The sequence below is a fragment of the Mesorhizobium sp. M1403 genome (assembly GCF_040317695.1).
Classification (GTDB): Bacteria; Pseudomonadota; Alphaproteobacteria; order Rhizobiales; family Rhizobiaceae; genus Mesorhizobium.
This window is the reverse complement of record NZ_JAMYKY010000001.1, coordinates 390197-405607: the sequence shown is the minus strand read 5'-3', so window position 1 is coordinate 405607 and position 15411 is coordinate 390197. Positions and strand designations below refer to the sequence as shown.

The window sequence follows — 15411 nt, the reverse complement described above, 5'->3', positions numbered from 1 at the left end:
CTCCGCACATGGCAAAAGAAGCACGTACTGAATACCAGAAGTTCACCACCCCGCGCGTCGTCTTCGTCTACCCGAAGCTCAGCGAACCGGACTACGGCAACGAGAAGTTCCCGAAGCCGGATGGCGAATACTCGACCAAGGTCATGATGTCCCTGGCTGACGCCGAGACGTTCTGTGACACCAAGTTCGGTGGCAAGCCGTCTCTCAACGAGCTGTTCGAGGCTGCCACCCGCAACGCCGAGAAGGCATTCGCCGAGCTGGACAAGGGCACCCGCGAGAAGTTCAAGAAGAAGGGCGTCACCGGCCCTGCGATGAACGCTCTGTTCGAGACGGTCTTCGACAAGGAAACCGAGGAAGACACCGGCAACGTCGCCTTCAAGATGGCCAAGAAGGCCTCGGGCGAAGTCAAGAATGGCCCGCGCGCTGGCAAGCTCTGGTCGTCGCGCCCCGATCTCTATGACGCCAAGGGCCAGAAGATCAAAGGCACCAAGGTCATGCAGAATGGCCATCAGGTGAAGGACAAGGCCGGCAACCCGGTCTTCAAGTTCCCGAACATCTGGGGTGGCACCGAAGGCAAGATTTCGTTCGCAGTCGGCGACGGCTACTTCATCCCCGGCACTGCAGCCGGTGGCCTGAAGCTGATGCTTGAAGGCGTCCAGCTCATCGACCTCGTCTCCAACGGCTCCCGCTCCGGCGCTTCCCACGGCTTCGGCGAGGAAGAAGGCGGCTTCGAGTACGACGAGAGCGAGAACGAAGAGACCTCGGACGACAGCGACGGCGGCACGGAGACCGGTGGTTCGTCGGCCGGCGAAAGCGACTTCTAAGCCTTGGCCAACCCACGCTGGAAGCCCTCGGTGCGGCAAGCCGCCATCGCCAAGGGTTTCCGATCTGGGCTCGAAGACAAGGTGTCGGGGGACCTCAACTCCCTCGGCATCACATACACCTACGAGGCCCACAAGATCACCTATGAGGTGCCCGCTCGGGAGGCGAAATACACACCCGACTTCCTCCTCGACAACGGCATCATCGTAGAGACCAAAGGCCAGTTCGTTACGGCCGACCGGCAGAAGCATCTGCACATCAAGAAGCAGCACCCTGGCCTCGACATCCGGCTCGTGTTCTCCCGATCTGCCACCCGCATCTCCAAGCAGTCGTCCACCACCTACGCCATGTGGTGCGACACCCACGGCTTCCAATACGCCGACAAGTCCATCCCCCAATGCTGGATCGACGAAGCCCCGACTCCTGGGCGCTCGGAAGCCAATTCAACCGTCCTCAAATCGGCCACTCCAAAGAAAGCGAAAGCCACCAAATGAAGAACCTTCTGAACCTCATCCTGGGCGCAGTGCGTCCCTCGACCGCCAAGGCCATTGCCGGCGTCACCAAGGCCATCGACCAGCTCAACGCCGTGGTCGCCTACGAGGACCGCAAGGCCCTTCTGATCGAAGCCCGCATCGAAGTTCTGGAACAGCTCCAGGGCGAAGCCTACGTGGCCCGTGACGAAGCCGCCAAGATCGCCAAGCGCTTCACCAAGTTGGTGGCATGATCATGAAGGGTGTCTTTCTCTTCCAGATCATGTGCGCCCTCGCCGTCATCGTCGGCTGGGTCATGAACCTCATCGCTGTCATCCACCTCGCCACGGCTGACGCGCCGCTGACCACCATGTTCATCGTCCGCATCATCGGCATCCCGGTTGGGCTCCTCGGCGCAATCTTGGGCTGGTTCTAATGTCGGGCCGCACCATCGACCAGTTCTTCACCCTGCTCGTCGGCATCGTCGTCGTCGTCGTGGCCATTGCCCTGTCGGCGGCTAACGGCTCGGCCTTCGGTGTCATCGCCGGCCTCATCGCCCTCTCGGTTGCCTACGTGGTCAACATGATGGGCGCTGCCGGTGTCATCCAGTCCGTCCGCACCTTCCGTGTCGCCACGTTCTTCGCGGTCGTCTCGTGGCTGGCCTCGGTCGCCTCGATCATCGCTGCCGGCATCAGCTCGCTCTGACGCCTCGGGGGCTCCTTCGGGGGTCCCCAACCTCCCCTCCCATTAAGGAATTGAGCATGCGCCAACTGCCCTCGCCGACCGTCGAAGACGGCTTCCGCGTCACCCCTGCCGAGAATGGTGGGTACATCCTAAGCGTCAACGATCCCCGTAAAGAGGGCCTCTACGCACAGCCCGATGCTGCCTTCACGACCTCCGAAGACCTGATCGAGTGGATCGCTCGGGAGCTGTCCGTGACCGTGAAGGTGACCCGATGAGCCGCGCCTCAATCTCCCTGAGCGATCTCCAGCGGTATGTCGAACGTCTACCCAGCACCAAGCGCAACCCGCGCGACGGGCCGGTCGTTCGCATGGCCATCCAACCTGACCTCGACTACCGCTACCGCTACTCACCTGACCACCCGATGAACTACGAGATGATGGCCGTCTCGACCATCGAGTTCCACTGCCGGCCCACCAAGGTCAACGGCGTGGAATGCACCGCTTGGTACTATCATGACATCCTCGTGAAGGTGTCCGTCTGATGGCCAAAGCGAAGTCCACCTTCGAGCTGGCTGACGAGGCGACTGACGGTCTGATGACCACGATCCGCGAGATGATGGACAAGTCTCTCGCTGACAACATCACTCAGTTCGCCGCCGTCGAGCCCAACGTCCTCAACATCTACGAGGTCGCCAACATGATGCGCTTCATCGGCCATCAGACCCTGCTCGCCAGCACCCGCCTCACCATGATCGCCAACAACATCAAGGTCGAGGAGGTCGGGTGACAGAACACCAGCGCCGCGCCCTCATCGTCTTGGGCCGGCAGTTGGGCAAGCCACTGCTGACTGCCCAGATGATCAAGTACCAGCTCCAGCAGTTCCAGAACGTTGCACGAGACTGAGAGCGAGTTCCTTCGCAAAGAGCCATGCCCAAAGTGTGGCTCGAAGGACAACCTAGCCCGATACACGGACGGCCACGCTTACTGCTTTGGCTGTCGGCACTACGAACCCGGAGAACATGAATTGGAAACACAGACCGAGGCTCCATCGGAGCAGCGGACGACGGACTTTGTTACTCTCGGGGAACCCTCAGATTGGCAGAGCCGTGGCATCAGCCTGGAGAGCGCGCAGAAGTGGGGCTTCACCCGCTCGACGCTCAACGGCGATCCTGTCCGTCTGTTCAACTACCGAAACGCCAGCCAGCAGCTCGTCGGCCAGAAGATCAGGTTCGCCGGCAAGGACTTCCGCTACCGTGGCGCGAAGGAAGACATCTGCCTCTATGGCATGTGGCTCTGGCGCGACGGTGGCAAGAAGGTCGTCGTCGTTGAGGGCGAGCTGGACGCGATCTCGCTCAGCCAGATGCAGGGTCACAAGTGGCCTGTCGTGTCGGTCCCCCTCGGGGCTCCCGCTGCGGCCAAGGCTTTGAGGAAGAACCTCGCTTGGCTCGAACAGTTCGAGGAAATCGTCCTCATGTTCGATCAGGACGAGGTGGGCCAGGAAGCGACGGCCGAGTGCTGCCAGATAGGGTTCACCCCAGGCAAGCTCAAGGTCGCCACACTGCCCCTCAAGGACGCCAATGAGATGCTCATGGCGGGCCGCATCAAGGAAACCATCGACGCCATCTGGGGTGCCAAGGTCTACAGACCGGACGGCATCGTAGGTGTCAGCGACATCATGGGCGACCTGATGAAGCCTGTCGACTGGGGCCTGCCCTGGTGCATTGAGGAGCTTACCCAGCACACCTATGGCCGGCGTGACGGTGACGTCTACGGCTTCGGCGCTGGCACAGGCATCGGAAAGACCGACTTCCTGATGCAGCAGATCGCCTTCGACATCAACGATCTGGGCATGAGCGTTGGTGCCATCTTCCTCGAACAGAAACCCGTCGAGACTGCTAAGCGCGTTGCTGGCAAGCTGGCTGGCCGAATGTTCCATGTCCCTGACGCGGGCTGGACGGTTGAGGAGCTGACCCGAGCTGCCGGCGAGTTGGATGGGAAACTATTCTTCTACGACAACTTTGGCCAGACAGACTGGGACATCGTCAAGGGTCACATCCGCTACATGGCGGTCACCCTCGGCCTCAAGCTGATCTACCTCGATCACCTGACTGCCCTGGCTGAGGACAACGAAACCCTCGGCAACATCATGAAGGAAATGGCCGGGCTCGCCAAAGAGCTGGGCATCATCATCCACTTCGTCTCCCACCTCACGACACCTGAAGGCAAGCCCCACGAAGAGGGAGGCCGCGTCATGGTCCGACACTTCAGAGGCTCCCGAGCGATCGGCTTCTGGTCCTACTTCATGTTCGGCCTCGAAAGAGACCAGCAGAACGAAGATCCGATTATCGCCACCACCACCGTCTTCCGCATCCTCAAGGACCGCTACACCGGCCGCGCCACAGGCAAGACCATCAACCTGGGCTTCGACCAAGAGACCGGTCGGCTGTTCGTGCGGGAGGACGATCCCTTCGCCGAGAAGACCGGCTTCAAGGACGAGACGGCCGGCGCAGACGACGCACCGTTTTGAACGACCACACCAACGACACCTATCCCTCGGACGTGACGATCTCGCGCCGGGGGAACCAACTCACCCTCAAGTTCAGAACTGCCACGGTCCACCTGTTCGCCGACAAGTGGAGGGAGATCGTGAGCGCAATTCAAGAGGTATGCCACGATGTCCAACCTATCCATCCAGAACCTGACGACCCTCCTGCTCGCTGAGAAGGAAGAGAAGCGCCAGCTCTACAATCGCTACAAGGACCTGGAGCGCAGCCGCGATCACTTCGCCTCCAGCGCCATGAACGCCGACAACCTCAGGGACCAGATCAGGGTCCTTCAGGACGAGAACAAGCAGCTCGACAAGGCCCTCGGCACAGCCGTCGCGGCTCTGACTGCCTGATGGGTCTTCAGACCCTCGTCTTCGATATCGAGACGAACGGACTGATCCCAGAGATGACCACGATCCACTCGTTGGTCATCAAAGAGTACGAGACCGGAACCATCTGGTCATGCAGCGACCAGGCAGGTGCAGACTTCAGCATCGAGTATGGCCTGCACCTCCTCATGGAAGCCGACACCATCGTCGGCCACAACATCCAAGAGTTCGACGTTCCGGCAATCCAGAAGCTGCACCCTTGGTTCATCCCTAAGGGCATCGTTCGGGACACCCTCATCCTGTCGCGCCTCATCTGGGCCGACCTGACAGATGCCGACTTCCGGCGTTCCGATATGCAGAAGCGGAAGGGCCTCAAGTGGATCGAGCCCTTCATGTTCGGCCGGCACTCGCTCGAAGCCTGGGGCCAACGCCTCGGCAAGTGGAAGGGCGACTACGGTGCGATCAAGAAGGCTGAAGGCAAGGCCCTCGGTCTCGAAGGTGAAGCCCTCGTCGCGCACGTCTGGGGCCGCTGGTCTCGGGACATGCAGGACTACTGCGTCCAAGACGTCGAGGTCACCGCGGAATTTTGGGCTCGCTGCCTGGGCAAAGGCTTCTCGGAAGAGAGTTGGAACCTTGAGCATGACGTTCGCAGGATCGTCAGCCGGCAGGAGAAGTACGGCTTCGCGTTCGACGAGGCCAAGGCCGCTGTCCTCTACGGCGTCCTGGCCCAGGCTAAGGCCGATCTTGAGCGTGAGTTAGCTCTGGTCTTCAAGCCTTGGTATCGCAACAAGGGCCAGCGCTCCTCGACCTTCGACCGCACGATGGTCCAGAAGCAGCACCCCATCCTAGGCTACGAGCGGGACAAGAAGGGCGACTTCAAGATCGTCAAGAAGACCGGCGAGAAGAAGCCGATCTACGTCCAGTGCCAGTGGGGAGCCGGCGACCTCTACACCGACGTCAAGCTCATGCCGTTCAACCCCGGCTCGAGAGACGACATCGCTGACCGACTGAAGCTGCTCTACGGGTGGAAGCCCACGGAGTTCACTAAGGACGGCAGCCCCAAGGTCGACGACGAGACCCTGCAGGCCCTGCCCTGGCCCGAGGCGAAGCTGCTCACCCGCTACCTGATGGTTCAGAAGCGGATCGGCCAGCTCTCGGACGGCAAGGAAGGCTGGCTTCGTCACGTCCGCAACGGTCGCATCCATGGTCGCATCAGCACCAATGGCGCGGTCACCGGGCGGATGACCCACAGCAAGCCGAACATCGGTCAGGTCCCAGGCATCCACGACAAGAAGACCGGCGAGCTAATGCCCTACGGTCGGGAATGTCGCGAGCTGTTCACCGTGTCCAAGGGCAAGGTGCTGGTCGGCTGTGACGCCGATGCATTGGAGCTGCGAGACCTCGCCGGCTACATGGCTGCCTACGATGGCGGCGCGTACATCAAGACCGTCCTCGAAGGCAACAAGGCCAACGGCACAGACATGCACACCCTCAACGCTGCGGCGCTTGGGTGTACGCGTGAGCAAGCCAAGACTTGGTTCTATGCCTTCATCTACGGTTCCGGTGACGCCAACCTGGGTGCCATCCTAGGTGCTGCTCCGTCCAAGCAAATGTCGGTCGGTAAGCTCTCGCGGGCCAAGTTCCTCGCGGCGCTGCCGGCGCTCAACAAGCTGATCTCAGCGGTCAAGGCCAAGTGCCTCGCCACCAAGCAGCTCAAGGGTCTCGACGGTCGCATCCTCTCCGTACGGTCACCTCACTCCTGCCTCAACACGCTCCTGCAGTCTGCCGGCGCGATCCAGATGAAGCGGGCCTTGGTGATCCTTGACAACAACCTACAGGCCCTCGGGCTTGTCCCCGGCGTCCACTACGAGTTCGTCGCAAATGTCCATGATGAATGGCAGATCGAGGTCGATGAAGATAAGGCCGAGCTGGTGGGGAAGACTGCTGCAGAAGCAATCCGCCTCGCTGGTGAATATTACAAATTCCGCTGCCATCTCGCCGGCAACTCTTCGTACGGCCAGAACTGGGCGGAAACACACTAAACAATCCCGCAACACCCCAGGTCACGTCTACGTCGTTGTTAATCCGGCGTGGCCTGGGCGCTGCAAGATTGGACTGGCTAGGCACCTCAAGGGCCGCCTTGCCCAGATGAACACCAGCGACCCGAACAGGGCGTACACCTTCCACGAAACGAGGACATTTGATGATCGGCAACAGGCTGAGACAATTCTTCACGAGCTGCTGGCTGGCTATCGCATACCCGGCACCGAGTGGTTCGAGCTACACCCAGACGATGCTGCCGGCATGCTACGGGGGCTCCATCGCAGGACGACTGCGGGAGATCGACCGGAAGGCGATGAGCAAGCTCCTGGCTGACAAGTACGGGATCAAGCCCGACCCGACCGATGAGCCTGTGGCGGAGTGGTTCGCCTGATGCTGTACGCACTCCGCAACAAAGCCACTGGCCGTCTCATGGCCGACAAGTACCGGCGTGAGACCGACGACCCTCATGAAGCCTGCCTCTACCTCTCGGAGCGCGGCGTGAAGATGTCGATCCAGACACGGCGCAGACACGCCAAGAAGAACGCCCATTGGGATGTCGTTCACCCCGTGGACTTCACCATCGTGCCACTCAAGCTCACCGAGGAGACCATTTGAGAACACTTCTGATCGACGGGGACATCCTCGTCGTGTCAACCGGAGCTGCCCTGGAGACCGAGACCGACTGGGGCGACGACGTCTGGACCCTCACCTGTGACGTGGGTGAAGTCAAAGCAACCATCATGGCGACTGTCGCCCGCATGGAGAAAGACCTGAAGGCCGATGCGTCGGTCATCACCCTGTCGAAGGGCTCGGTCTTCCGTCACGACATCTACCCTGCATACAAGCACGGCCGGTCACGCAAGCCGGTCGGAACCAACGAAGTCAAGCGCTGGCTGATCGAAGAGAAGGGCGCGAAGTTCAAGCCCGGGATCGAGGCCGACGATGTCATGGGCATCCTGGCCACCAACCCTCGGCTGATCAAGGGCGAGAAGATCATCTGCTCGGCCGACAAGGACATGAAGACCATCCCAGGTCTGCTCTACCAGAACGGCGAGATCACCAAGATCAGCCGCGAGGAGGCTGACAAGAACTGGCTCTTCCAGACCCTGACCGGCGACACCACGGACGGCTATCCAGGCTGCCCTGGCCTCGGCCCCGTCACCGCCCTGGCTGCCCTGAACGAGAACCTTGGGTGGGAGCAATACACCCATGAGTACACCACAGGGAAACGCAAAGGCGAGACCGAGCTGAAGTGGCGCACCGTCGAGATGGCAACCCAATGGGAAGCCGTGGTGAGCCAGTTCGTCAAAGCCGGCCTGACCTTCGATGACGCCCTGCTGCAAGCCCGCCTCGCCCGCATCCTCCGCAACGACGACTACGACCATGTCAAGAAGGAACCGATCTTATGGCAACCCTCTACTTAGACCTCGACGGCGTCCTCGCTGACTTCGATACGGCAGCCTACCGTGCGCTCGGCAGCGACCACTATCGCTACGAGTTCATCTACGGCCCAACCAAGCTCTGGGACCGCCTCAACTCGATCCCTGACTTCTTCGAGAACTTCCCCCTCATGCGTGACGGGGCCGAGCTGTGGAACGCGGTGTCGCACCTTCAACCGGTTATCCTGACCGCGCTGCCGAAGACCGGTGGCGAGGAAGTCGACAGGCAGAAGCGCGCCTGGGTGGCTCGTGAGCTTGGCTCGGCCGTTCAGGTCATCACATGCGCCACCAAGGACAAGCCCGACTTCTGTGAAGAGGGTGACGCCCTGGTCGACGACCGCTGGCTGAACAAGCTCCGATGGGCGAAGGCCGGTGGACATTTCGTGCATCACATCGAAGGTGCCAAGGGCTCGATTGCAGCTCTCAAGAGGCACGGCTTCATCTGATGGCATCGAAAGTCATCGCCTTGTCCGGCCCTGCGGGGTCGGGCAAGTCGGAAGCTGGCCGGTATCTCGTGGACGCCCACGGCTACCAGACAGTGAAGTTCTCAGGCCCGCTCAAGGCAATGCTGCGCGCCTTCTACGACAGCGTCGGCCTGAAGGACCCAAACGAGGTCGAGCGCCGGATCGAGGGTGACCTCAAGGAAGTCCCTGACCTGTACCTAAACGGTGCCACGCCGCGCCACGCAATGCAGACCCTGGGTTCCGAATGGGGCCGTGGGCTGATGAGCGACGACTTCTGGATCAGGAGCTGGGAGCGGAAGGTCGACAGCGTCATGGGTCCGGTGGTCACCGATGACTGCCGGTTCGAGAATGAGGCAGAGGCCGTCATGGCTGCCGGTGGTGAAGTCGTTCGGCTGCACCCAAAGGTCTACCGGAGGGGCACCTCCAGCCACGCCTCGGAGTCCGGCATCAGCAGCGACTGGGTCAACCATGTCGTCACCAATGATGGAAGCATCGCTGACCTGCAGGACAAGATGTTGGAAATCATCGAGCCCATCCACGTCGTCACCTTTGGGGACCTCGAAAGTGAATAGGGTGACCAGTAGCACTACGGAGGGGTTCATTCCACCTCCGGTAGTCTCTCGGGATGTTATCGATGCGCTGAAGCGTATCTTTCCCAACACCCTCCCGACGAACCTAGAGATTTCCGACCGTGAGCTTGGGGCTTTGATCGGAGAGCAGAGGGTCATTCAATTCCTTCAAGGCTCACTCCAAAATCAGGAAGACGAAGCAATCCCCAATGTGCTTAAGCAAACCTAAGATCGAGAAGCCGGATGTGGTTCAGCCGCCCCCGCCGCTGCTCGCCGTACCCAAGGCTCCAGTCCTGAACGAGACCGCCCGCTCGGCTAACAACAACGCAGGCAAGGCAGCTCGCGCACGGACAGGCCGCTCCTCCCTTACGATCCCCCTGGCTGCTGGTGCCACTGGCGTCAACATCCCGAGGTAATCTTTGCCCGATACGGAAGTCGTTTCCGCGAAGGCTCTATACGAAACACTGGCCACTGAACGAGACCCGTATATCAAGCGGGCTGTCAGGGCTGCCGAACTCACCGTCCCCTACCTGTTCCCTAAGGTCGGCACCACGGGTTCGACCACATTCGTAGAGCCCAACCAAAGTCTTGGCGCTCGTGGACTTAGGCATCTGGCTTCAAAGCTTCAGGTTGCCCTGTTCCCGGTCAACGCCCCATTCTTCAAATACGAGATCGACGACCTGGCACTCGCCAATTTGGCCAAGGCCGATAACAAGCGAGGCGAGATCGAGAAGGCGCTGAGCGCTCGTGAACGGGCAGTCCTGTCCGAGATGAACGGCTCGATGTTCCGCCCGGTGTCGTTCGAGGTATTCCGTCAGCTCCTGCTGGCCGGCAACTGCCTCCTGCACATTCCCAAGAAGGGGAAGCCAAGAGCCCACCGACTGTCATCCTATGTGGTGCAGCGTGACGCCTCAGGCACCATCCTCGACATCGTTCTCCTTGAGACCATCGCCCGCACTGCGCTCCCGGCCGACATCATGGCCAAGATCAATGCCGTCCCCACCGCCGCTGAGGCCAAGAGGGACGCCAAGGTCGACATCTACACGCACATCACCCTCGACGAGACTGGGCAGAAGTACAATGTCACCCAGGAGATCGAGGGCGTCCTGATCGAAGGTGAGGCCTCTGGCTTCTACCCCAAGGACAAGCTGCCCTGGATACCCCTGCGCTTCACCTACATCGAAGGCGAAGATTACGGCCGAGGCTTCATCGACGAGTACATCGGCGACCTCGCCAACCTTGACGCTCTCACCGCAGCTCTGCGTGACGGCACCATTCAAGGGGCCAAGGTCATCTGGCTGGTCGCTCCCAACTCCACGGTCAAGCCTAAGCAACTCGCAGATGCCGCTAATGGTGGCTTCGTGCAGGCTGAGGCCAACGCTGTAGTCCCGCTTCGGCTGGACAAGCAGTCCGACTTTGCCGTTGCCGAGCGCATGATTGGCTCGATCACCGAACGTCTCCAGCTCGCCTTCCTCCTGCACAGTCAGCGCGAAGGTGAACGGGTCACGGCCGAAGAGATCAAGTTCGTTGCTGGTGAACTGGACCAAGGACTGGGTGGCGTCTATTCGCTGCTCGCCGAAGAGTACCAGCAGCCCGTCGCGGTCCTCTACTCCGCTCGCATGGAGTTCGTCCGCAAGGTCCCGCCGCTGCCCAAGGAAATCACCAGCACGACCATCGTGACTGGCATTGACGCCCTCGGCCGTGGGTCTGACCTCCAGAAGCTCGACACGCTGATCGCTGGCTCCAACCAAGTCGTTGGTCCCGAACAGGTCGGTCGCTACCTCAACGTCGGGGAATACTTCAAGCGCCGTGGTGCCGCGATTGGCATCGACATGGGTGGCTTGATCAAGTCCGACGAAGAGATCGCTGAAGCCGACCAACAGGCCCAGATGATGGCCCTCGCACAGAACCTCGGTCCCCAGGCCATCACCCAGATGGGAGGCTTGGCGAAAGAGCAAATGAACCAAAACGCCACTGAAGGAGAACCCAATGGCTGAAGAAACAGTAGTGGCCGAAGTGGTCGCTGAGGCGAAAGCCGAACCCAAGGCCAAGGTGGCGAAAGCCCCGAAGCTGTCCGACAAGCAGACGCTGCTCGATAGCGGCTCGGTCTACACCGCTCACTAATGTCAGGTGTGATCCAGTCCGTAATCGTCCAGGCGCCTGAATCGACGGCAGAAGAAGACGCAGCGGCCCTGGCCCTCGCGGCCTCCACTGCACCGACGACCGAGGAAGAAGCTCGCGCCCAGATAGAGGCCAAGAAGGCGGCTGATGAAGCTGCCAAGAACGCGCCTCCGCCTGCAGAGCGCCCTGAGGGTGTCCCCGAGAAGTTCTGGGATGCCGCCAAGGGTGTCGTGAACCATGAAGCTCTGCTCGCATCCTATGCCGAGCTGGAGAAGAAGGTTGGAGCTCCCAAGGTCGACGACGATGCCGATCTCGATGACCTCGACCCTGCCCTGCAGGAGACCGAGGAAGCCGAAGACGCAGAACCGTTCAGCCTTGCCACGTTCGATGCTGAGTACGCTGAAGCCGGCGCTCTGTCGGAAGCCAGCTACGAGACGCTCGCCGCCAAGGGCTTCGACAAGGCAACTGTTGACGGCTACATCGCCGGCCAGGAAGCTCTTGGTCAGATCGCCACTCAGCGCATCACCGAAGCTGCCGGTGGCAAGGACGGTATGGACCGTATCTTCGCGTGGGCAACCACCGGAGTTTCGCCCGCTGAGATCGATGCCTTCAACGAGAAGTTCCAGCATGCAGACGTCAACGCTGGCGTCATCGCCATGGAACAGCTCAAAGCCAAGTACGAAGCCGCTAACGGCAAGGAACCGAAACTCCTTGGTGGCAAGCCTGCTGCCGGCGCTACCGACACGTTCGAGAGCTGGGCTCAGGTCACGCAGGCGATGTCGGACCCGAAGTACAAGACCGATCAGGCGTACCGCGACAAAGTCTCGGCCAAGCTCGGTCGTTCCAACAAGATCTGATCTATCGGGGTTCCAGGGGCCACGCCCTGGGTGATTGTGGGACTAAACGGGTTCCCACACCCTCATCAAATTCAAGGAACCCTATGCGTCCCATCGACACCCTAATCTGGCATTGCGCCGCGACACCCGAGGGGAAGTTCTTCGACATCTCCGACGTTGACCGCTGGCACCGGGAACGGGGCTTCTCAGGCGTTGGCTACCACAAGATCGTCCTGCTCGACGGAAAGGTCCAAGAGGGCCGCGCTGAGAGCGTCATCGGAGCGCATGTCGCCGGCCACAACACTGGCTCCATCGGCTACAGCTACATCGGCGGCGTCTCTGCTGATGGCAAGACCGCCAAGGATACCCGCACGGCTGCCCAGAAGGTGACCATGAAGCGGCTGACGGTCGAGGCTGTTCACAAGTACCCGATCAAGCGCATCGCCGGCCACAACGAATACGCATCCAAAGCCTGCCCGAGCTTCGACGTCCGCAAGGATGAACTCGGCAACATCGAAGGCTTCAAGGGTGGCCGGAAGGCGTAGCCGTAGGCTCACCTCCAAGGTCTGGCTGGCCGTATGCCTCGTACTCTCGTTCACGGCGTTGTTCGCGTCCATTGCGATGCGCCTAGAGACGGCTGCTGTGGGGATCACAGTGATGATTCCGGCAGTCTACGGGGCCTACGTTACCATCGGCCACATGGACCTCAGGCAGGCCATAACAGAGGCACCTCATGATCCCTAAGATATACGCATGGATCGCTGGTGCGGTCCTCCTCCTGCTCATCGTCGGCGGCATCTACGCCAAGGGCAGGATCGACAGCAATCACGCCCAGGAACTCGCACAGCTCACCGAGACATTAGAGCTGACTAAGTCGACCCTGGCCACCGAGAAAGTGGCTCGACAGGCAGACACGATCCTCGCCACCGAAGCTGCCAAACGGCAAAACGCACTCAAGCTCAAGATAGGCAACCTCAACGACTATGTGGAAACGCTCGAAGTCACTGGTGCTGTGTGCCTTGATGGCACTGACACTGAGCGGCTGCGCGACCTCTGGTAGGTTCGCCGCCCCTAACTACCCGGAACTCCCGGCCGATCTCCGCATCTGCTTCAACACCATTGTCGCCCCGCCTGCGGTTGGTCCCATGCCGAAGAAGCGCGTCATGCTTCTGATCGGGGCCTTCAAGGCCTCAGAGACCGAGAAGACCGACTGTGGCAAGCGCCTCATCGCCTTCTACGACAACCTCGCAACCCGATCAGGAACCTAATGCCCGCATTCAAATCCGCCTTCGCTGCCGCTCGCAAGTCAGGCAAGAAGGTCTTCACATGGGAAGGCAAGCGCTACACCACTAAGCTGGCCGCATCGACCCCGAAGACAGCCCCGAGGCCGACCCCGAAGCCGGCCCAGACTGCCCCTGCTGCTGCCGCTGTAAAGAAGCCCCGGCCTCTCGCCGCTGCTGCCTCCAGCGCCCCTGCCCCTGCCCGCGCCTCGAATATTGATCCGAAGGCTGGTGCCAAGGTTGGAACATCCAAAGTCGCAGCCTCGGCAGCCCCAGCGGCAGCCTCGGCAGCACCGGCCAAGAAGAGCCTCGGGATCGTCCCGACCGGCACCACAAGGTCAACCGGCTTGATCAAGAGCGTCCGCTCAGCCCTCGGCACTGACCGCAATGCTGGCATCAACGCCCAGCTCGACCGGATAGAGGCGAGCAAGAAGAAGAGCATTGGCGGCAATGCCCGCTCAGGTCTACGCATCACCGCCCGCTAAGGCGTAGAAGTGCGCCCGTTTCCGAGGCCAAAGTATCGGAACGTATGCCCCACGCACGGGGTTGGGGGGTGTCAGGTATTATGCCTGCCTTGAGGTTCAAGACCTCTGCCCCCGTCTAATCTCTCCCGTTCCAAGTTCTGTGAATGTCACACCGCTCTTTAGCCGGTGACAACAAGGAACCAAGGAAGTCTCACCAGACGATTACTTGGCGACCCTCCAACAGTGACTGAGGTCATTGAAGCAGGATAATCCCCAACAGTCATCCAGTGCTGCTCCGAGGCCCACACAAACCTCAGAACAAACACGGGAAATACCTATACTATGGCAAACGGCGTAGTCTCTAACCTCGGTCAGGCCAATGGCGCTGGCGCTCTTGACGCTAACTTCGTCAAGGTCGCAACCGGGGAAATCCTCACCGCCTTCACTCAGACGGTCGAGTTCGCGGACAAGCACATGGTCCGCAACATCTCCAACGGCAAGTCCGCTTCGTTCCCGGTCACGGGTCGCACGAGCGGCGCTCGCTATCACACCCCGGGCACGGAAGTCCTCGGCACGGTCGCCAAGTTCAACGAGCGCGTCATCACCATCGACGATCTGCTCCTGACCGACTACTTCACCGCCAACATCTACGAGGCGATGAACCACTTCGACACGCGTTCGGAGATGACCAAGCAGCTCGGCGAAGAGCTGGCCCAGGCCTATGACCGCAACGTGGCTCTCACTGCCATTCTGACCTCGCGCGGCGCTGCCGTTCTCGACGGTCTACCGGGCGGTGGCTCGATCACCAACGCGGCTCTCCTCACGGACAGCAACGTCATGGCTGCTTCGTTCTTCGACGCGGCTGCGATCCTCGACGGCAAGTACATCCCTGCCGGCGACCGCTACGGCTTCCTGAAGCCCGTCCAGTATTATGCCCTGGCTCAGAACACCAAGGTCATCAACAAGGACTGGGACGGCAAGGGCTCCTACTCGGACGGCAAGGTCATCAAGATCGCGGACATCCCGCTGATCAAGTCGATCAACCTCCCGAACGGCACGACCGTCGCGACCGGCCCGACCAAGTACCAGGGCGTGTTCACGAACACCGCTGGCCTGATCATGCACAAGGGCCTGATGGGCACCGTGAAGCTGCTCGATGTCGCAATCGAGAGCGAATACATGGTCTCCCGTCAGGGCACCCTGATCGTTGCCAAGTATGCAGTCGGGCACGGCGGCCTGCGTCCTGAGTGCGGCATCGAACTGAAGACGGCCTAATCAGCCCTCCGCACTACCAAAGCCGGGGTCCCTAACGGGGCTCCGGTTTTTTTCGTTTAGCAACTCCCAC

The 15411-nt window shown here is 60.8% G+C and carries 24 protein-coding genes; all 24 read left to right on the top strand.

Annotation, left to right across the window (positions count from 1 at the left end; translation table 11 throughout):
* Positions 1–8 precede the first annotated feature (8 nt).
* Entirely contained in the window at positions 9–824 is an 816-nt protein-coding gene (locus NKH01_RS02095) for a hypothetical protein (RefSeq protein WP_353018737.1), read from the top strand.
* A 30-nt stretch (positions 825–854) separates the two neighbouring features.
* Positions 855–1316, top strand: coding sequence for a hypothetical protein (locus tag NKH01_RS02090; RefSeq protein ID WP_353018735.1), 462 nt, complete (start codon positions 855–857; stop codon positions 1314–1316).
* Positions 1313–1546 (top strand): hypothetical protein, encoded by a 234-nt coding sequence (locus tag NKH01_RS02085; protein ID WP_353018733.1) that lies wholly within the window; start codon positions 1313–1315, stop codon positions 1544–1546. Before NKH01_RS02090 ends, NKH01_RS02085 begins: the two co-directional genes overlap by 4 nt.
* Positions 1547–1548: 2 nt before the next feature.
* Complete coding sequence (locus NKH01_RS02080; RefSeq protein ID WP_353018732.1) at positions 1549–1728, top strand: hypothetical protein; 180 nt, start codon at positions 1549–1551, stop codon at positions 1726–1728.
* Positions 1728–1997, top strand: a complete 270-nt coding sequence (locus tag NKH01_RS02075) for a hypothetical protein (protein WP_352704335.1) — start codon at positions 1728–1730, stop codon at positions 1995–1997. Before NKH01_RS02080 ends, NKH01_RS02075 begins: the two co-directional genes overlap by 1 nt.
* 56 nt (positions 1998–2053) lie before the next feature.
* On the top strand, positions 2054–2251 hold the full coding sequence (locus tag NKH01_RS02070) for a hypothetical protein (protein ID WP_353018731.1): 198 nt from the start codon (positions 2054–2056) through the stop codon (positions 2249–2251).
* Positions 2248–2517, top strand: a complete 270-nt coding sequence (locus tag NKH01_RS02065; RefSeq protein WP_353018729.1) for a hypothetical protein — start codon at positions 2248–2250, stop codon at positions 2515–2517. The genes NKH01_RS02070 and NKH01_RS02065 overlap by 4 nt, the downstream gene beginning before the upstream one ends.
* On the top strand, positions 2517–2762 hold the full coding sequence (locus tag NKH01_RS02060) for a hypothetical protein (protein ID WP_353018728.1): 246 nt from the start codon (positions 2517–2519) through the stop codon (positions 2760–2762). The genes NKH01_RS02065 and NKH01_RS02060 overlap by 1 nt, the downstream gene beginning before the upstream one ends.
* Before the next feature lie 237 nt (positions 2763–2999).
* Entirely contained in the window at positions 3000–4502 is a 1503-nt protein-coding gene (locus tag NKH01_RS02055) for a toprim domain-containing protein (protein WP_353018726.1), read from the top strand.
* Between the two features lie 147 nt (positions 4503–4649).
* Positions 4650–4874, top strand: a complete 225-nt coding sequence (locus NKH01_RS02050) for a hypothetical protein (protein ID WP_353018724.1) — start codon at positions 4650–4652, stop codon at positions 4872–4874.
* Positions 4874–6892 carry a DNA polymerase gene (locus tag NKH01_RS02045; protein WP_353018722.1) on the top strand — a complete coding sequence of 673 codons (2019 nt, stop codon included), beginning with the start codon at positions 4874–4876 and terminating at the stop codon, positions 6890–6892. The genes NKH01_RS02050 and NKH01_RS02045 overlap by 1 nt, the downstream gene beginning before the upstream one ends.
* Positions 6819–7226 carry a GIY-YIG nuclease family protein gene (locus tag NKH01_RS02040; RefSeq protein ID WP_353018720.1) on the top strand — a complete coding sequence of 136 codons (408 nt, stop codon included), beginning with the start codon at positions 6819–6821 and terminating at the stop codon, positions 7224–7226. The genes NKH01_RS02045 and NKH01_RS02040 overlap by 74 nt, the downstream gene beginning before the upstream one ends.
* Before the next feature lie 57 nt (positions 7227–7283).
* Positions 7284–7508 carry a hypothetical protein gene (locus NKH01_RS02035; protein WP_353018719.1) on the top strand — a complete coding sequence of 75 codons (225 nt, stop codon included), beginning with the start codon at positions 7284–7286 and terminating at the stop codon, positions 7506–7508.
* On the top strand, positions 7505–8317 hold the full coding sequence (locus NKH01_RS02030; protein ID WP_353018717.1) for a hypothetical protein: 813 nt from the start codon (positions 7505–7507) through the stop codon (positions 8315–8317). Before NKH01_RS02035 ends, NKH01_RS02030 begins: the two co-directional genes overlap by 4 nt.
* Positions 8299–8778 (top strand): hypothetical protein, encoded by a 480-nt coding sequence (locus tag NKH01_RS02025; RefSeq protein WP_353018715.1) that lies wholly within the window; start codon positions 8299–8301, stop codon positions 8776–8778. The genes NKH01_RS02030 and NKH01_RS02025 overlap by 19 nt, the downstream gene beginning before the upstream one ends.
* Positions 8778–9368 carry a deoxynucleotide monophosphate kinase family protein gene (locus tag NKH01_RS02020; RefSeq protein ID WP_353018713.1) on the top strand — a complete coding sequence of 197 codons (591 nt, stop codon included), beginning with the start codon at positions 8778–8780 and terminating at the stop codon, positions 9366–9368. Before NKH01_RS02025 ends, NKH01_RS02020 begins: the two co-directional genes overlap by 1 nt.
* A 416-nt stretch (positions 9369–9784) precedes the next feature.
* The gene (locus tag NKH01_RS02015) at positions 9785–11362 is read left to right on the top strand and encodes a portal protein (RefSeq protein ID WP_353018711.1); all 1578 of its coding nucleotides are present in this window, start codon (positions 9785–9787) and stop codon (positions 11360–11362) included.
* Positions 11355–11489 (top strand): hypothetical protein, encoded by a 135-nt coding sequence (locus NKH01_RS02010; protein WP_353018709.1) that lies wholly within the window; start codon positions 11355–11357, stop codon positions 11487–11489. Before NKH01_RS02015 ends, NKH01_RS02010 begins: the two co-directional genes overlap by 8 nt.
* Positions 11489–12343 (top strand): capsid assembly protein, encoded by an 855-nt coding sequence (locus NKH01_RS02005; RefSeq protein ID WP_353018707.1) that lies wholly within the window; start codon positions 11489–11491, stop codon positions 12341–12343. The genes NKH01_RS02010 and NKH01_RS02005 overlap by 1 nt, the downstream gene beginning before the upstream one ends.
* An 83-nt stretch (positions 12344–12426) precedes the next feature.
* On the top strand, positions 12427–12867 hold the full coding sequence (locus NKH01_RS02000) for an N-acetylmuramoyl-L-alanine amidase (RefSeq protein ID WP_353018706.1): 441 nt from the start codon (positions 12427–12429) through the stop codon (positions 12865–12867).
* Positions 12868–13055: 188 nt separating this feature from the next.
* The gene (locus NKH01_RS01995; protein ID WP_352782109.1) at positions 13056–13382 is read left to right on the top strand and encodes a hypothetical protein; all 327 of its coding nucleotides are present in this window, start codon (positions 13056–13058) and stop codon (positions 13380–13382) included.
* A gap of 85 nt (positions 13383–13467) precedes the next feature.
* On the top strand, positions 13468–13590 hold the full coding sequence (locus NKH01_RS01990) for a hypothetical protein (protein ID WP_352704372.1): 123 nt from the start codon (positions 13468–13470) through the stop codon (positions 13588–13590).
* Positions 13590–14087 carry a hypothetical protein gene (locus tag NKH01_RS01985; protein ID WP_353018703.1) on the top strand — a complete coding sequence of 166 codons (498 nt, stop codon included), beginning with the start codon at positions 13590–13592 and terminating at the stop codon, positions 14085–14087. Before NKH01_RS01990 ends, NKH01_RS01985 begins: the two co-directional genes overlap by 1 nt.
* Positions 14088–14408: 321 nt before the next feature.
* Positions 14409–15341 (top strand): major capsid protein, encoded by a 933-nt coding sequence (locus NKH01_RS01980; protein ID WP_353018701.1) that lies wholly within the window; start codon positions 14409–14411, stop codon positions 15339–15341.
* The last annotated feature ends 70 nt before the right edge of the window (positions 15342–15411 follow it).

What these genes read in the sequence shown, in the direction of transcription:
- NKH01_RS02005 (WP_353018707.1), top strand. Translation starts at nt 11,489, where the DNA reads ATGTCAGGTGTGATCCAGTCCGTAATCGTCCAGGCGCCTGAATCGACG.
- NKH01_RS02050 (WP_353018724.1), top strand. Translation starts at nt 4,650, where the DNA reads ATGTCCAACCTATCCATCCAGAACCTGACGACCCTCCTGCTCGCTGAG.
- NKH01_RS02035 (WP_353018719.1), top strand. Translation starts at nt 7,284, where the DNA reads ATGCTGTACGCACTCCGCAACAAAGCCACTGGCCGTCTCATGGCCGAC.
- NKH01_RS02010 (WP_353018709.1), top strand. Translation starts at nt 11,355, where the DNA reads ATGGCTGAAGAAACAGTAGTGGCCGAAGTGGTCGCTGAGGCGAAAGCC.
- NKH01_RS02020 (WP_353018713.1), top strand. Translation starts at nt 8,778, where the DNA reads ATGGCATCGAAAGTCATCGCCTTGTCCGGCCCTGCGGGGTCGGGCAAG.
- NKH01_RS02095 (WP_353018737.1), top strand. Translation starts at nt 9, where the DNA reads ATGGCAAAAGAAGCACGTACTGAATACCAGAAGTTCACCACCCCGCGC.
- NKH01_RS01990 (WP_352704372.1), top strand. Translation starts at nt 13,468, where the DNA reads ATGCCGAAGAAGCGCGTCATGCTTCTGATCGGGGCCTTCAAGGCCTCA.
- NKH01_RS02070 (WP_353018731.1), top strand. Translation starts at nt 2,054, where the DNA reads ATGCGCCAACTGCCCTCGCCGACCGTCGAAGACGGCTTCCGCGTCACC.
- NKH01_RS02075 (WP_352704335.1), top strand. Translation starts at nt 1,728, where the DNA reads ATGTCGGGCCGCACCATCGACCAGTTCTTCACCCTGCTCGTCGGCATC.
- NKH01_RS02045 (WP_353018722.1), top strand. Translation starts at nt 4,874, where the DNA reads ATGGGTCTTCAGACCCTCGTCTTCGATATCGAGACGAACGGACTGATC.
- NKH01_RS02085 (WP_353018733.1), top strand. Translation starts at nt 1,313, where the DNA reads ATGAAGAACCTTCTGAACCTCATCCTGGGCGCAGTGCGTCCCTCGACC.
- NKH01_RS02000 (WP_353018706.1), top strand. Translation starts at nt 12,427, where the DNA reads ATGCGTCCCATCGACACCCTAATCTGGCATTGCGCCGCGACACCCGAG.
- NKH01_RS01985 (WP_353018703.1), top strand. Translation starts at nt 13,590, where the DNA reads ATGCCCGCATTCAAATCCGCCTTCGCTGCCGCTCGCAAGTCAGGCAAG.
- NKH01_RS01980 (WP_353018701.1), top strand. Translation starts at nt 14,409, where the DNA reads ATGGCAAACGGCGTAGTCTCTAACCTCGGTCAGGCCAATGGCGCTGGC.
- NKH01_RS02080 (WP_353018732.1), top strand. Translation starts at nt 1,549, where the DNA reads ATGAAGGGTGTCTTTCTCTTCCAGATCATGTGCGCCCTCGCCGTCATC.
- NKH01_RS01995 (WP_352782109.1), top strand. Translation starts at nt 13,056, where the DNA reads ATGATCCCTAAGATATACGCATGGATCGCTGGTGCGGTCCTCCTCCTG.
- NKH01_RS02025 (WP_353018715.1), top strand. Translation starts at nt 8,299, where the DNA reads ATGGCAACCCTCTACTTAGACCTCGACGGCGTCCTCGCTGACTTCGAT.
- NKH01_RS02065 (WP_353018729.1), top strand. Translation starts at nt 2,248, where the DNA reads ATGAGCCGCGCCTCAATCTCCCTGAGCGATCTCCAGCGGTATGTCGAA.
- NKH01_RS02060 (WP_353018728.1), top strand. Translation starts at nt 2,517, where the DNA reads ATGGCCAAAGCGAAGTCCACCTTCGAGCTGGCTGACGAGGCGACTGAC.